Genomic DNA, 14,150 nt, shown 5'->3' on the forward strand with positions numbered 1-14,150 from the left:
CGTCCCGTCCTGATCCGCAGGTGAGACCGAGCCGGCGCCGTACCCCCACGCGGCACCGGCTCGGGTCCGTCCTACGCCCGCGCCCCGCCCTCCGCCGTCAGCCGGAGCAGCAGCACCCCGGGGGCGCGCGGCACCGTCACCCGCAGGGCGCCGGTCCCCGGTTCCCAGACGGCCTTCGCCTCCGTCCGCGCGATCGACGGATACAGGATCTCCACCAGGACCGGGGTGCCCGGCTCCGCCAGGTGTGCCACGGGCAGCCGCACCTCCTCCGCCCCGCCCCGGCGCCACACGGAGACGTACGCCGTTCCGGCCCGCTCCGGCGCCCGCAGTCCCAGCGCCAGCCACTCGTCCGTCCATCCCGGCAGACCGAGCGGCCAGAAGGGCACCGCGTGGGCCAGGTCCCCGCGGATCGCCTTGTACGTGTCCACCGCAGCCCGCACGAGGCCGAGTTGCTGTTCCGTCATGCGGTCGAGGTGGCCCGACAGATGGATGCGGCCGAGGAGGGCGCCGCCCAGGGTGAAGGCGATCAGGTCGTCGTCGTGCTCGGGCTGCGGGTACGCCCACACGGCGCCCTGCTCCGGCGGCACCGCCGTGGGCGCGGCGGCGGCGATCGGAGGGTAACGCAGGGGATCCTGCTGGTCGCTGGTCGACTGGAGCTGCGACACGGCCAGGGTGGCGCCGTCCATGCGCATCCCGCCGGAGGCGCAGTTCTCGACGACCAGGTGCGGGTAGCGGTCCAGCACGTCGGAGAGCCAGTCCAGGTAGGCCCGGGCGTGCCCCAGGAGTCCGGCGCCGGGGGAGAGGTCGCCGACGGCGGTGGTGCCGGGGTCGATCACGATGTTGTAGTCGAGCTTGAGGTAGCCCACGCCCCAGTCGCCGACCAGGCGGTCCACCGTCCTGTCCAGGTGCGCGCGGGCGGCCGGGTGGCGCAGGTCGAGCTGGTGACGGCCCTGCTCGGCCAGCCGCACCCCGTCCCGCTGGAAGAACGCCTCCGACGGCAGTTCGGCCGCGACCGGGCTGCGTACGCCGACGACCTCGGGCTCCAGCCACAGGCCGGGCACCATGCCGCGCTCGCGGATGCGGTCCAGTACGGCCCGGATGCCGCCGCCCGGGAAGCGGCGCGCCGACGGCAGCCATTCGCCCACGCCGTCCCACCAGCCGCCGTCCACGGAGTCGTCGTACCAGCCGGAGTCGATGCAGAAGTACTCCGCGCCCACACCCGCCGCCGCGTCGACCAGCGGCAGCAGCTTCGCGGTGGTGGGGTCCCCCATCAGGGTGTTCATGTAGTCGTTGAACACCACCGGCAGCGCCACGTGGTCCGCGTGCGGCCGCCGGACGGCCCGCCGGTACGAGGTCAGCGCACCCAGGGCCTCGTCGAGCGCGGGGCCGGGCCCGGTGACCGCCCCCAGGGCCAGCGCCACCGGCACCGTGGTGAACTCCTCCCCCCGCCCCAGCCGCACCCGCCACTGGTGCTCGGCGTCCGTCGGGCCGTTCATGGCGAGGTAGGTGCCGTGTGCGCGTTCCCCCAGGTCCCAGCGCCAGCCGGCCGGTGACTCCACCTGCCAGACCCATGCCCGGCCGCCGTCACCCCGTTCCGTGAGCGCCCCCATCGGCAGATGTCCGTCACTGGGCCAGCTGCCCCGCCCGGTGAGGGCGAGCGCCGCCCGGCTGTCGTGCTGATGGACGTCGACGCTGATGTCCGCGACGCTCGCCCGCAGCGGCTCTGCGTACCAACGGCACTCCGCCAGCCAGTCGTTGCGGGCCCGGTGCGCGTCGAGGAGGTCGGGGGAGGGGAGGCCGCCGAGGAGGAGGCTGCTGACGGACTGGACGACCAGGGGCTCGGTGCCGTCGTTGCGCAGGCGTACCCGGGACCGGAGCACGGCGACCCCGGCGGGGGAGGACAGCTCGACGAACGCGGTCAACCCGCAGGCGGGATCGTGGAGTTCGATCGTCAGCCGCTCCCAGCCACCGTCATCCTCACCACCGGAGCGGTGCCCCCGGTACGCCAGCCGCGCACCGAACGCCGTACCGGTGAAGCGTGGCCCGGACCACCCGCTGCCATGCCCGAACGCGGTCAACTCGACCAGGGGGAGGGCGACTTCGGCGTCGACGGTGTCACCGGAGGGGCCGAGCCGGACCAGCCGCAACGTACCGTCGGCGGCCGTCGCGAACCTCGTCTCGATCGCCGGGTGACCCCAGGCGAAGCCCTCCCCGACGCCGTCGGCACCCCGCGCGCCGCCCGTCCGTCCGCTTCCGCCGAAGCCGTCCGCACCCGAGTCCACGTCGCTCCCTCTCCTCAGCCGTCACTTCGCCACTCGCCACGTTCTCCGGCACGTTCTTTGTTACGTTCTCTTGACGACACCTGTGTGACCGGTCACAATCCTGGCATGAATGTGACCGGTCACACAAGCCGCCCGGCGAGCATCCGGGACGTCGCGACCGCCGCCGGGGTCTCGTACCAGACCGTCTCCCGGGTGATCAACAATCACCCCAGCGTCAAGCACACGACGCGCGAGAGGGTGCAGGCCGCCATCGACGAGCTGGGGTTCCGGCGCAACGCCACCGCACACGCGCTGGCCAGCGGGCGCACCCGGGCCGTGACCGTACTGACCGCCAACACCACGCACTACGGCTATGCCTCGATCCTCCAGGGCATCGAGGAGGCGGCGCGGGCGGCCTCGTACGCGGTCGGGATCGGTGTGCTGGAGTCGGCGGACGAGGCCGCGGTCGCCGCCGAGGTGCAGCGGGCTGCGGACGCGGGCGGCGGCCTCATCGTGATCGCCTACGATCCGGCCGGTGTGGCGGCCCTCGGCGCGGTCCCCGCCGCACTGCCGGTCGTCGGCGTGGTCGAGACCCCCGCGACCCCGCCCGGCGGCGACCGCCCCTGGGTGTGGACCGACGACCGCGAGGCCGCCTACGAGGCGACCCGTCACCTGCTCTCCCTCGGCCATGAGACCGTGCACTACGTCGCGATCCCCTCCAGCACCCGGCGGACCAGTGCGGCCCGCACCACCGGCTGGCGGCAGGCCCTCCAGGAGGCCGGGGCACCGGAACCCCTTGCGCTGCAGGGGAGTTGGGGCCCGGCGGGCGGCCACGCGGCCGGGCTCGAACTGGCAAAGGACCCGGCGGTCACCGCGGTCCTGTGCGGCAACGACGACCTCGCGCTCGGTGTGCTGCGCGCGCTGCACGAGTCCGGGCGCTCCGTACCGGGCGAGGTGAGCGTCACCGGGTTCGACGACGCCCCGCACTCCGCCTATCTGACCCCGTCCCTGACGACCGTACGCCTGGACTTCACCGGCCTCGGGCGGGCCGCGTTCGCCCTGCTGCACGGGGTCCTGGAGACGTCCGCGCAGATCGCCCCGCACCCGGTCTCCGTACCGGAACTGGTGGTACGGGAGAGCGCGGGCCCGCCGCCGGCCAAGCCCTGAACACCTCGGACCCACCTCGTCCACCCCCGCTCACCGCTGTTCCGCATCCTGCCCTGCCCTGCCCTGAACCATCTGTTCTCGAAAGGCGCGCGATGAAGACAAGAGCTCTCCCCACGCTGGCCCTCATATGCGCCCTCGGCCTGGCCGCCACCGCGTGCAGCGATCCCACGGCGGGGACCTCCGGCGCGGAGAAGGACACCGGGCGGACGGCCGTCGACCCGACCGCCCGACTCGACGGCGTGAAGCTGACGATGTGGACCGCGCAGAACACGGTCGACGCACCCCGGCAGGTCATCGACGCATTCGAGAAGGCCACCGGCGCCGAGGTCGAGACCCAGCCGGTCCCGGACCCCTACGAGTCGAACGTGCCGACCAAGCTGGCCTCCGGCGACCGCCCCGACCTGATGTTCTGGCAGCCGTCCGTCTCCACGCTCCCCTTCGTCCAGCCGAGCCGGAACCTGCTCACCCTCGACGGCGAGCCCTGGGTCTCCAAACTCGGCGACACGGAGAAGTCGCTCGGCGTCATCGACGGCAAGCGGTACGCGGCGATCGTCACCAGCCCCGCCATGCTCGGCGTCTACTACAACAAGGACGTCTTCCGGCAGGCCGGCATCGCCGAGAAGGACTTCCCCAAGTCGTACGACGAGCTGCTCGCCCTCGGCCACCAGGTCGTCGACGACACGGACGCGGCCGCCTTCTACGAGGCCGGCGGCGACAAGTGGCCGCTTCAGTGGCAGATGCAGGTGCAGCTCACCGACCTCGACAAGCAGTGGTGGGCGGACCTGAACGAGAACAAGGAGAAGTGGACCGACCCGGTCGTCGTCGGCGCGATCAAGAAGTACAAGGACAAGCTGCTCGACGCCGGGCTCGCCCAGAAGAACTACCGGACGGGCACCTTCACCGGGCAGGCCGACGCGCTGTGGAAGGGCGAGGCCGGCATGGTCCTCAACGTCACCTCCTTCCAGAGCCAGTTGCAGGCCAAGTACTCCACGGCGGACATCGACAAGAAGATCGGCTGGTTCCCGATCGCCAACTCGTCCGCCACCGGCCTGTACTCGCCCGACCAGACCAACGGTGTCGTGGCGTTCAGGACCGGCGACGAGAAGCGGCAGAACGCGGCCCGGCAGTTCCTCGCCTTCTGGCTCGGCCCTGACTACCCCGACTACATCAAGGTGATGAAGATCCCGTCCGTGCAGCCCTCCGTACCCACCCCGGACGGCCTCCCGCAGGCGTCGAAGGCCCAGGTCGCGGCCCTGCCAACGGCCATCGGCGTCTTCCAGGCCAAGGCGATCGTCGCCCCGGACACCCACCTCTACCTCGCCGACATGCTCTTCGGGAAGAAGAGCCCGCGGCAGGTCGCCCAGGCCATCCAGGACCAGTTCGCGCAGGTGGCCAAGGCACAGGGCGCGCCCGGCTTCTAGCGGGGGGAGAGGCAGGGCGAGGAGAAGACAGGGCTTTCCCATGGCGGACACGGCCGTACGCACACGCAAACAGGCATCCACGAGAAGCGAACCCCGGCGGGTGGGGCGGCTGCCCCGCGCGGCCGTGCACCACCCCTGGTGGTTCGCGCTCCCCGCGATCGTCGTCTTCGCGGGCTTCTTCCTGGTGCCCAACCTGCTCAACTTCTACTACCCGTTCACCGACTGGTCCTCGTACCACCAGGGCATCGCCTTCACGGGCCTCGACAACTTCACGACCATCGCCGACGACGGCACCCTCGTCCGCGCGATCCGCACGACCCTGCTCTACGCGTTGCTCGCCGCCGTCTTCCAGAACGGCTTCGGGCTGGTGCTGGCGCTGCTGCTGGAGGACGACACCCGCTTCAACCGGTTCTTCCGCGCCGGCTTCTTCCTGCCGGTGCTCATCTCGGCCCTCGCCACCGGTTACGTCTTCCAGGCGCTCCTGAACCAGGACGGCGCGGTCAACTCCGTGCTGGGCACGGACATTCCGTGGCTGGGCTCGACGACCTGGACGCTCGTCGTCGTCACGCTCATCCACGGCTGGAAGTGGATGGGCCTGTCGATGCTGATCTACCTGGCGGGCCTCAAGGGCATCCCGGGCGACATGCTCGAAGCCGCCCGGATGGACGGGGCCGGGCCCTGGCGGACTTTCTGGTCGGTGCGCTGGCCGATGCTCGCCCCGGCCCTCACCTTCAACGTCACCACGGCGCTCATCGGCTCGATGAACACCTTCGACATCGTGCAGGCCACGACCGGCGGCGGGCCGGCCGCCTCCACCGAGGTCTTCAACATCTACATGTTCCGGATCTTCGGCCAGGGCCTGTACGCCCAGGCGTCCGCGATGAGTCTCGTCCTCTTCCTGGTGGTGGTGGCCGTCGCGATCCCGCTGGTCACCGGATTGCGGCGAAGGGAGCAGCTGCTGTGAACCCGTCCGTGGTCTGGCGGTACGGCCGCCCCGCCCTTGTCCTCCTCCTCGCCGGACTCGCCGTCGGCGTCCCCCTGTGGCTGGTCCTCGTCACCTCCGCCAAGCCGCAGGCGGAGGCCATCGAACCCAACCTGGACCTGCCCGCCCACTGGCAGCCCGGCGCCAACTACGACGACGCCGTCGCCCAGGGCGAGATGCTGCGCGGGCTCCTCAACTCCCTGCTCGTCGTGGTCCCTTCGGTGGTCCTCGTGCTGATCCTCGGCGCGGGCGCCGCCTGGGTCTTCGCCCGCCGGAGGTCGAGGATCGTCTCGGCGGCGTACGCGCTGTGCATCAGCGGGCTGCTGCTGCCGCCGGCGGTCATCACGATCGTGATGGAGCTGCGGCAACTGGGGCTGGCGGGCACCCGGCCGGGAATGATCGCCGTCTACACCGGGATGTACCTCTCCACGTCGATCTTCTTCATGACGGGCTTCATCCGCGCCATCCCCATGGAGCTGGAGGAAGCGGCCCGCATCGACGGCGCGAAGCCGCTGCGGATCTTCACCCGGATCGTCCTTCCCCTCCTCCGGCCCGTCATCGCCACCGCGACGATCATGGTGATGCTCTACGCCTGGAGCGACATCTTCTACGCCTTCTTCGTCCTCGGCGGCGGCGACCGGGCCACCCTCCCGCTCAACCTCTACAAGGTCGCGAGCGCCCAGCTCTACCTCAACAACTGGCATCTCGTCTTCGCGTACGTCGTGGTGATGAGCCTGCCGATGGTCGCCGTCTTCCTCGTCGGCCAGCGAAAGATCGTGTCCGGAATCACCAGTGGAGCCGTCAAATGACCGGAGGTCCAGCAGCGTGAGCCCCCACACCGGTACGACCACCCCCATGCGATCCCGTACCAGAACCGCCTTGCTCACAGCACTACTTGGAGTCACCGCCATGGCAGGCAGCACCCTCCCCGCCACCGGAACGGCCACGGCCGCGGCAGCCGCCCCGCAGCGCCTCTCCGTCGACCTCTCCGCCTCCGAGGGCCCGGTGATGCTCGGCGCCAACGGCGCGCTCTACGGGCTCAGCGACGACGGCGTACCCAGCGACGCGGCCCTCGCGCCTCTGAAGATCACCAGCATCTCGCAGAAGCCGGAGGGCGGCGCCCAGCACCCCAACGGCGACGCGCTCACCGTCTCCCGGTCGTTCTTCCGCAACGGCGGCGGCGAGATCAACGTGATGATGCAGGACATCTACGCCAAGTGGCCCTACGAGGACCTCGGCATCGACGACTACCTCCCCAAGGTCGACAAGATCGTCAAGGAGGTGGCGGCCGACCCGAACAGCGACCGCTTCGTCTACATCCCGTTCAACGAGCCCGACCAGATCTGGTACAAGCTCGACGTCGCCGACCAGGCGCAGTACGAGATCAACCGCGACCGCTTCTTCCGGGACTGGAAGACGGTCTACCAGCGCATCCGCGCCGTCGACCCCGACGCGCGGATCGCCGGCCCCAACGAGGCCGCCTACCACACCCGCCTGCTCAAGGACTTCCTCGCCTTCGCCAAGCGCGAGGACGTCCTGCCCCAGGTGATGACCTGGCACGAACTGGGCTCCGGCTCCCTCAGGGACTTCCAGGCCCACTACGACGACTACCGCGCCCTGGAGCGCGCGGCGGGCATAGCCCCGCTGAAGATCAACATCGACGAGTACGCCAATCGCCGCGACCTCTCGGTCCCCGGCCAACTCGTCCAGTGGGTCTCGATGTTCGAGAGGAACAAGGTGTACGCCAACCAGGCGTACTGGGACGCGGCGGGCAACATGGACGGCAATGTCGTCCGCTCCAACATCCCCAACGGCGGCTGGTGGTTCTTCCGCTGGTACGCGGGCCTGACCGGGAACACCGTCGAGGTCACCCCGCCGCAGGCGAACACCATCGACACCCTCCAGGGCCTCGCCTCCCTCGACACCTCCCGCCGCCAGGCGCAGGTGCTGCTCGGCGGCTCCGCCGGTGACACCGACGTCGTCGTCCGCAAGGTCCCCCGCTCCCTCTTCGGCCGCACCGTCACCGCGACCGTCGCCGAGGCCGCCTGGTCCGGCTACGAGGGCCAGCACGCGACCCCGCGCGTCCTGGCCCGTACCAAGGTGCGGATCGCGGACGACGGCACGGTGACCGTGCCCCTGCGGGGCATGCACAAGATGTCGGCCTACCGCGTCGTCCTCACCCCGGGCGGCTCCGGCACCCCGACCGCCCCGTCCGTCCCCTGGACCGCCTCCTACGAGGCCGAGGACGCCGCCATCACCGACGGCAAGGTCTACACCCAGGGCACCGTCGCCAACGCCAACGGCTACGCGGCCTCCGGCACCAAGGACGTCGGCTCGCTCAACCAGGCGGGCAGCAAGGTCGACTTCACGGTGTCGGTGCCGAAGGACGGCACGTACGACCTGGCGATCCTGTACGGCAACCAGTCCGGCGTCCCCGCCACCCAGAAGCTGACGGTCGACGGCGGCGAACCGGTCACGGTCACCTACCCCTCCACCGAGAACTGGACCTACCGCGCGAAGAAGGACGTCACCGTCCACCTCACGGCCGGTACGCACCGGCTGACGCTCGCCAAGGACACCACCGAGGTCACCCTGGACCGGATCGACCTCACCGCCCGCACCGCCGAGCCCTCCGCCTCCTACGAGGCCACGCTCGCGGACATCACCGGCAGGCCCTCGTACGACTACTCCTCGTCGAAGGGCGTCGGCACCGGCGAGCTGGTGCTGCGCTCCGGGGACCGGGCGGTCTTCGACGTGTACGCCCCGCGCGACGGCTACTACCGGGTCGTGCCCCGGGCGTCGGCGCCGGTGAAGCTCGCCCTGCACGGGCAGTCGGTGGCCGCGGTGCCCGGCCGGCCGCTGCGGCTCTACCTGGTGGCGGGCAACAACCGGATCACCGCGTCCGCCGGGCACACCGCCCTGCGCTCGCTCGACGTCACCGGCGCCGGCTCGACCACCGGCACCCTCGCCTACGAGGGCGCCGCGGCCACGCTCGCCGGCGGAGCGAGGCTGGTCGACTCCGCGTACGCCTCGGCCGGGTCGTACATCGGCTGGCTCGGCAACAGCGCGGACAGCACCGCCGAGTTCACGGTGAACGCCCCCACGGCCGGCCGCCACGTCCTGGTCGTCCACTACGCGCACAACGAGCGCCGCGACAACGGCCACTCCTACAACACCGACATCATGTCCCGCACGGCGGACATCACGGTCGGGGCGGCCGAGCCGCGCCGGGTCACCTTCAAGAACACCTGGGGCTGGGACGACTACTGGACCGTCGGCGTCCCGGTCGACCTGAAGAAGGGCGCCAACAAGGTGACCTTCGGCAACGCCGGTGCCTGGGCGCCGAACATCGACCGGATCGAGGTGGGCCGGGTCGTCGGTTAGGCCCCACCGGACCCCGGTCACCGGCGTGCGCCGCCGGTGACCGGGGTCCGTGCCGCTCCGGGTCCCGTCAGGGCCGGTCGACCTCGGCCCGCAGCGCGTTGTACTCGGCGAACGCGGACTCCACGTCGGCCGGGGTCAGTCCGTAGCGGGCCAGGTCGTAGCGATGGGGCCGGCTGCCCCGGGAGTGGGTGGCGGCCGCCGGGAGCCGGGCCGCGTCGGCCTCGGTCCAGCGGGCGCCGACGGCGTCGTACAGCTTCGGGGCGCCGACGGCCGGGTCGGCGCCGAGCGAGGAGTACGGCACGTCCACCAGCGCCGCCGGGGCGATGCCCGTACGGGCGGCGAGACCGCGCCGGACCGAGCGGCTCAGCAGGTCGAGCCAGGTGGCGCCGAGTTGACGCGGGTCGAACCGGCGCAGCGAGGTGACCATACCGACCTCGACCAGGCTGCAGAAGGACGCGACGGCGGCGGCCGGGTCGCGGTGGGTCCACACGAGCATGGCGTCGGGGAAGACCTTGACCAGCGCGTCCAGGTTCCCGGTGTGGAAGGGGGACTTCAGGATCCAGCGGCGGCGCGGACGGCCGTACTGCAGGACCTGGAGGGCCTGCTTGAGGTGACGGTAGTCGGGTGTGAAGTCGTGCTCGAAGTGCCAGGCGTGGTAGGCCGGTATGTGTGCCTGGGCCAGCGGTACCAGGGCGTGCGGCAGGAGGAACGTGCACTCCTCCGGGCCCTCGGCGGTCATGGGGTGGATGTCACGGAAACGCGGGCTGAGCAGATGGCTGCCGCTCAGGACGCGGCGCGCGGTCGTGATCCGCTTCTGCCGTTCCCGGGGCGACGGTTCCAGGTCGGGAGCCAGCAGCTCCCACAGCCGCGGGCAACGGTGGCCTTCCGAGAGGGAGAGCACCCCGTGGGTGAGCGTGCTCGCGGTGCGCGGCAGCCCGACCACGAACACCGGTTTCTCGACGGGCTCCTCCTCGATGGCAGGGTTCTCGGCGATCAGCCGCCGGAACCGCGCCCGGTTGGTGAGATGCCGGCGGACGTGCGCCTGCGCGGACTGCCAGCCGACCGGCCCGAGATCCTCGTCCTTCGCCCACTCCCGCAGCAGGAACCGGAAGTTCTCGACGAACTCCTCGTCCCCGTCCGCCTGTCCGGCCCCGGCGACGATCCGGTCGAAGACCCGGTCCGGGTCGCGGCGGGAGCCGAGCGTGGGCCGGAGTAACAGGTTGGCCAGGGTGAGGGGCAGGGGAGTGGACGCCATCACAGGACTTCCCTTCGGTGCGGACGGGCGAGGGCGGACGCCGGTCCGGTCCGGGCGCGGTCCGGTCGCGGTGCCTCGGCGGCCGCCCGGCCGGGGCGGCCGCCGGTGATCATCCTCCCGTGCGGGCGATCTCCCGCTCCGCCGGGGGTACGGCCGGGCCCGCCCCGTCCCCGTACCGCGCCCGCAGCTCCGACAGCACACCCGACACCGCCGCCGTCAGCGGCACCGCGAGGAGCATGCCGAGGATGCCGGCGATGGAAGCGCCCGCCGTGAGGGCCAGCAGGATCGCCGCCGGGTGCATCTGCACGGTCCGGCTGTGGATCATCGGCTGGAGGACGTTCCCTTCGAGGAGCTGCACCGCGAAGACCACGCCGACCGCCCACAGCGCGGTCACCAGACCCCGGTCCGCGAACGCGACGAGGATCGCCACCGCACCCGACAGGAACGCGCCCAGATACGGGATGTACGCGCCGACGAACACGAGCGCGCCGAGGCCGACGGCGCCCGGCACCTGCAGTATCAGCAGACCGACGGCGATACAGACACCGTCGATGAAGGCGATCAGCGTCGTGCCCCGCATATAGCCCTCGATCGCCCGGAACGCGCGCCGGGCCATCACCTCCAGGGTGTCACCGGAGCCGCGCGGCGCGAGCGAGTGCAGGGAGGCGACCGCCCGGTCGGAGTCGCGCAGGAAGAAGAACATCAGCAGCATCGCCAGCACGGCCGCCGCCACGAACTCGCTGACCGCGCTGACGCCGGTGAGCACCCCGGAGGCCGCGGTGCCGCCGAACTTCGACAGCAGCTCCCTCGCGTTCTTCGCGAGGTCGTCCAGCGACGTCCCCGCGAGCCCGAACTCGTCGCTGAGCGACTTCGCCGCCTGCCTGAGCGAGGAGATGATCTGGTCACCGGTGTCGATCAGGGCGGCCACCACGATGTACGCGGCTCCGCCCATCACCACCACCACGGCGGCACAGGTGAGCCCGGCGGCCAGGGACCTGTTGAACCTCATCGCGACCAGCCGCCGGTAGAACGGGCCGAGCAGGGCCGTACCCAGCAGCGCGATCAGCACCGGCGTGACCGCCGTCTGGAACGTCACGCAGATCCACACGCCCACATAGACGACACCCGTCACCAGCAGGGTCAGCGCGCTCCACACGGCGATGTGCCGCGCGGGCCCCGGCAGAAAACCCCGGGGAACGCCCTCTCCCGACGGCACGTCCGCCCTCGGCGGCGCCGTGTACCCCCCGGTGGTGCGTATCGTCGTGCGTGTCCGATGGACAGGCCTGTGCGCGGGCCCGCCCCGACGGCCCTGCCGTCCCCCGCGTCCTGCGCGGGAGTCTCCCGTACGGCTGTTCATCCTCCGCCATCTCCACTCGTCCAAGGGTCGCGCGCACCCCTGAGGATCATGGGATGGCCGTGGCGCCATAGCGTAGACCCGGCCCGCGAACAGGCATCCGGCACCTACCCGGCGATCGGCACCGAGGCCCCGTCCCGCAGGAACACCGGAATCCGTTCCAGCGGCGCGTCCACGGTCACCGACCGGCCCCCCTCGTACGTCTCGCCGGTCCACGCGTCGGTCCACCGCGCTCCCACCGGCAGATACGTCGTCCAGCGGGTCACCCCCGGCTCCAGCACCGGCGCGACCAGCACGTCCCGCCCGAACAGGTAGGCGTCGTCCACCGACCAGGCCCGCTCGTCGCCGGGGAACTCCAGGAACAGCGGCCGCATCACCGGCAGCCCCTCCTCGTGGGCCTCCCGCATCACCCGCAGCACATACGGCTTCAGGCGCTCCCGCAGCCGCAGGAAGTCCTCCAGGATCGCCCCGGCCTCCTCCCCGTACGACCACACCTCGTTGGGACCCCCGGTCATGGCCGGCCCCAACGGCATCCCGGGCTCACGGAACCCGTGCAGCCGCATCAGCGGCGAGAACGCGCCGAACTGGAACCAGCGCACCATCACCTCGCGGTACGCCGGATCGTCCGGGTCGCCGCCGTGGAAGCCACCGATGTCGGTGTTCCACCAGGGGATGCCGGACAGCGCGGTGTTGAGGCCCGCCGCGATCTGCCGGCGCAGCGTCGGGAAGTCCGTGCCGATGTCACCGGACCACAGCGCGGCCCCCCACCGCTGACTGCCCGCCCACGCCGAGCGGTTGAGGGAGACGATCTCCTCCTCACCCGTCGCCCGCAGCCCCTCGTAGAAGGTGCGGGCGATCTCGGCCGGGTAGATGTTGCCGACCTCCAGGCCGGGCCCCGCCCAGTAGCGCAGGTTCTCCTGGAAGCCCGGTTTGATCTCCGGCTCGCAGGCGTCCAGCCAGAACGCCTTGATGCCGTACGGCTCCAGGTAGTTCTCCTTCACCCGCGACCACACGAACTCCCGGGCCTCGGGGTTCGTCGCGTCGTAGAAGGCGACCTGGACCGTCGAGGCGACCTCCTTGTCCGGCCAGTCGGCGTGCGCCAGCGGGCCGTACTGGGTGCCGATGAAGTAGCCGCGCTGTTCCATCAGGTGGTGGTTCTCGCTCAGCGGCGAGACCGACGGCCACACGGACACCACCAGCTTGATGCCCAGCTCCTCCAGCTCCCGGACCATGGCCCCGGGGTCGGGCCACTCGGCCGGGTCGAACTTCCACTCGCCGAGGTGCGTCCAGTGGAAGAAGTCGCACACGATGACGTCGATGGGCAGGCCCCGCCGCTTGTACTCCCGTGCCACGGCGAGGAGTTCGTCCTGCGTGCGGTAGCGTAGCTTGCACTGCCAGAACCCGGCCGCCCACTCCGGCAGCATCGGCGTGCGGCCCGTCGCCGCGCTGTAGCGGCGCTGCGCGTCGGCCGGGTCGCCCGCGGTGATCCAGTAGTCGAGCTGCCGGGCCGAGTCGGCGACCCACCGGGTGCCGTTGCCGGCCAGCTCGACGCGGCCGATCGCCGGGTTGTTCCACAGCAGGGTGTAGCCGCGGCTGGAGGTGAGCACCGGGATGCCGACCTCGGCGTTGCGCTGCACCAGGTCGAGCACCAGCCCCTTCTGGTCCAGCCGCCCGTGCTGGTGCTGACCGAGGCCGTACAGCCTCTCGTCGTCGTACGCGGCGAAGCGCTGTTCCAGGCGGTGGTGACCGTTGCCGACGGCGGTGTAGAGGCGCGGGCCGGGCCACCAGAAGTGCGCGCGGGCCTCCGACAGCAGTTCGGCGCCGTCGGCGGTGCGCGTGTACCGGATCAGGCCCTCGGCGTCGACCTCGACGGTGAGCGCGCCGACGGTCAGCCGCCCGAGCCCGTCCTCGATCTTGACGCTGCTCTCGGTGCTCTCCGCCTCGTCGAGCAGGGCGCCCGGCAGCCCGTCGAGGATGGGGCCGCCCAGGCGGGCCCGGACCCGGACCGCGTCCGGGCCCCAGGGCTCGATCCGCAGGGTCTCCTGGCGTCCGCTCCACTCCAGGGCCCCGTCCCGCTCACGGAACGTGCCGACGGTGGGGGAGGACTGGGCGAGGCTGACCGCGCCCGTCGGGGTCTGGTTCTCGGCAGGCTGATTCACGAGAGGTCTCCTGGAAGGGAGGAGGAGGTCAGGGAAGAGGAGGTCAGGGAGGAGGGAAGAGGGGGAGGGGACCGCACGGCGGCTTCCGTACGGCGCTTGCGTGCGACGGTCCGCGGCCGGTCGTCCGGCGTCCGTCGCTGTCGGCGTCACTGTCGGCGTCACTGTCG

General features: G+C 71.4%; 9 protein-coding genes. 5 read left to right on the forward strand and 4 right to left on the reverse strand.

What is annotated here, in order from left to right; translation table 11 throughout:
- Positions 1–71 precede the first annotated feature (71 nt).
- Positions 72–2,282 carry an alpha-galactosidase gene (locus tag ACWCRJ_RS38190; RefSeq protein WP_450943609.1) on the reverse strand — a complete coding sequence of 737 codons (2,211 nt, stop codon included), beginning with the start codon at positions 2,280–2,282 and terminating at the stop codon, positions 72–74.
- Between the two features lie 105 nt (positions 2,283–2,387).
- On the opposite strand from ACWCRJ_RS38190, the gene ACWCRJ_RS38195 reads away from it, so the two are divergent.
- The 5 genes from ACWCRJ_RS38195 (at position 2,388) to ACWCRJ_RS38215 (ending at position 9,215) form a co-directional block, all read left to right on the forward strand.
- Positions 2,388–3,428, forward strand: a complete 1,041-nt coding sequence (locus ACWCRJ_RS38195; RefSeq protein WP_450943610.1) for a LacI family DNA-binding transcriptional regulator — start codon at positions 2,388–2,390, stop codon at positions 3,426–3,428.
- Positions 3,429–3,520: 92 nt separating this feature from the next.
- The gene (locus ACWCRJ_RS38200) at positions 3,521–4,849 is read left to right on the forward strand and encodes an ABC transporter substrate-binding protein (protein WP_450943611.1); all 1,329 of its coding nucleotides are present in this window, start codon (positions 3,521–3,523) and stop codon (positions 4,847–4,849) included.
- A 40-nt stretch (positions 4,850–4,889) separates the two neighbouring features.
- A complete protein-coding gene (locus ACWCRJ_RS38205; protein WP_450943612.1) occupies positions 4,890–5,813 on the forward strand; it encodes a carbohydrate ABC transporter permease in 924 nt (307 codons plus the stop codon).
- On the forward strand, positions 5,810–6,640 hold the full coding sequence (locus tag ACWCRJ_RS38210; RefSeq protein WP_450943613.1) for a carbohydrate ABC transporter permease: 831 nt from the start codon (positions 5,810–5,812) through the stop codon (positions 6,638–6,640). Before ACWCRJ_RS38205 ends, ACWCRJ_RS38210 begins: the two co-directional genes overlap by 4 nt.
- 100 nt (positions 6,641–6,740) lie before the next feature.
- The gene (locus ACWCRJ_RS38215) at positions 6,741–9,215 is read left to right on the forward strand and encodes a CBM35 domain-containing protein (protein WP_450943614.1); all 2,475 of its coding nucleotides are present in this window, start codon (positions 6,741–6,743) and stop codon (positions 9,213–9,215) included.
- 67 nt (positions 9,216–9,282) lie between these two features.
- Here the strand turns inward: ACWCRJ_RS38215 and ACWCRJ_RS38220 are convergent, their stop codons facing one another.
- From ACWCRJ_RS38220 to ACWCRJ_RS38230, 3 genes are all read right to left on the reverse strand, one after another.
- On the reverse strand, positions 9,283–10,470 hold the full coding sequence (locus ACWCRJ_RS38220; protein WP_450943615.1) for a sulfotransferase family protein: 1,188 nt from the start codon (positions 10,468–10,470) through the stop codon (positions 9,283–9,285).
- Between the two features lie 109 nt (positions 10,471–10,579).
- On the reverse strand, positions 10,580–11,626 hold the full coding sequence (locus tag ACWCRJ_RS38225; RefSeq protein WP_450943641.1) for an AI-2E family transporter: 1,047 nt from the start codon (positions 11,624–11,626) through the stop codon (positions 10,580–10,582).
- 305 nt (positions 11,627–11,931) lie between these two features.
- Positions 11,932–13,983 carry a glycoside hydrolase family 31 protein gene (locus tag ACWCRJ_RS38230; protein WP_450943616.1) on the reverse strand — a complete coding sequence of 684 codons (2,052 nt, stop codon included), beginning with the start codon at positions 13,981–13,983 and terminating at the stop codon, positions 11,932–11,934.
- Positions 13,984–14,150: the final 167 nt, after the last annotated feature.

Source organism: Streptomyces sp. NPDC002324, assembly GCF_053593335.1.

Excerpts from the sequence above, each read along its gene's own strand:
- ACWCRJ_RS38220 (WP_450943615.1), bottom strand. The coding sequence starts at position 10,470 with ATGGCGTCCACTCCCCTGCCCCTCACCCTGGCCAACCTGTTACTCCGG.
- ACWCRJ_RS38215 (WP_450943614.1), top strand. The coding sequence starts at position 6,741 with ATGGCAGGCAGCACCCTCCCCGCCACCGGAACGGCCACGGCCGCGGCA.
- ACWCRJ_RS38195 (WP_450943610.1), top strand. The coding sequence starts at position 2,388 with ATGAATGTGACCGGTCACACAAGCCGCCCGGCGAGCATCCGGGACGTC.
- ACWCRJ_RS38200 (WP_450943611.1), top strand. The coding sequence starts at position 3,521 with ATGAAGACAAGAGCTCTCCCCACGCTGGCCCTCATATGCGCCCTCGGC.
- ACWCRJ_RS38205 (WP_450943612.1), top strand. The coding sequence starts at position 4,890 with ATGGCGGACACGGCCGTACGCACACGCAAACAGGCATCCACGAGAAGC.